This window comes from Fibrisoma montanum, assembly GCF_003583365.1.
In the GTDB taxonomy this organism is placed as follows: domain Bacteria; phylum Bacteroidota; class Bacteroidia; order Cytophagales; family Spirosomataceae; genus Fibrisoma; species Fibrisoma montanum.
Genome location: NZ_QXED01000031.1, coordinates 1 through 1,033, shown reverse-complemented (window position 1 = coordinate 1,033; position 1,033 = coordinate 1). Strand labels below are relative to the sequence as shown.

Here is a 1,033-nt window from a genome sequence, read left to right as displayed (position 1 = left end):
TGGTGTTGATGGTGGCCACCGGGGTGAAGCTCGTGCCGTTGAGGCCCTCGGCCCGCAGCAGGCGGTACTGGTAGGGCCCGCCCAGGTCGCCGGGCTGCAGGCCCAGGGGGCGGCTCCAGCGGACGGTGATCTGGCCGGCGGGTCGGGTGGTGGAGGAGCCTGTGGAGTCGACCGTCACCTGGGTGATGACCGGCACCAGCAGGGGCAGCTCCAGGCACTGCTGGGTGGAGGCCACGCTGAAGCCGCCGTTGGCACCGGGGTAGCGGGCCACGATGCGGTAGGCGTAGCCGATGCCCCGGCGCAGGGCGGCCGTGTCGGTGTAAGTGGTGGCCGTCTGGGGCAGGCGGGCGACCTCGACGTAGCCGGGGGGCGCCCCGGTGGTGCAGGGGGGTATGTTGTCGGGGGTGCAGCCCTCCTTGCGGTAGACGATGAGCTGGGTGCCCTGGGCCCCACAGGTGTAGGCCTGCCAGTTGAGCAGCACGGCCCGCCGGCTGGCCTGGGCGGTGGGTCGGGCCGTGAGTCCCTGGACGGCGGGCCCGATCAGGCGGATGCGCAGGGTCTGGAAGGAGACCAGTCCGGCGATGGGTCGTGGGGGCACGTCGGTGACCTTCAGGGTGATGTCGTAGGGCTCGTCGCGGAGCTGGTTGCAGTTGGTCTGCCAGGAGAAGGTGGCCTGGGCGGGCTGGTTCTGGACGAGTCCGCCGTTGATGAGCCGGGCGAAGGCGGGGGGCACCAGTTGCTGGGCCTGGGGCAGGGTCTGTCCGTCGGGACCGGTGTTGAAGGGACCGCCGAAGCCGGAGATGATGACGCGGTGGCCGTCGGGGTCGGTGGCGGTGATGGTCTGGTTGATGAGCGAGCCGGCCTCGACGCAGAGCTCGGCCAGGGGCTGGATGAGTGGTCTTCGGTTGGGCTGGTCGAGGACGATGATCTGCATGTCGCGGGTGATCTCGCCGATGAGCACGCCGTTACGCCACTCCTCGACGATGAAGGCGAAGTTGTACTGGCCCTCCTCGCCGGGGGCGTCCCAGCAGAG

The 1,033-nt window shown here is 70.4% G+C and carries 1 pseudogene; it reads left to right on the top strand.

The features are described from left to right. Window positions 1–1,033, top strand: a pseudogene (locus tag DYU11_RS33405) (hypothetical protein); the annotation flags it as partial.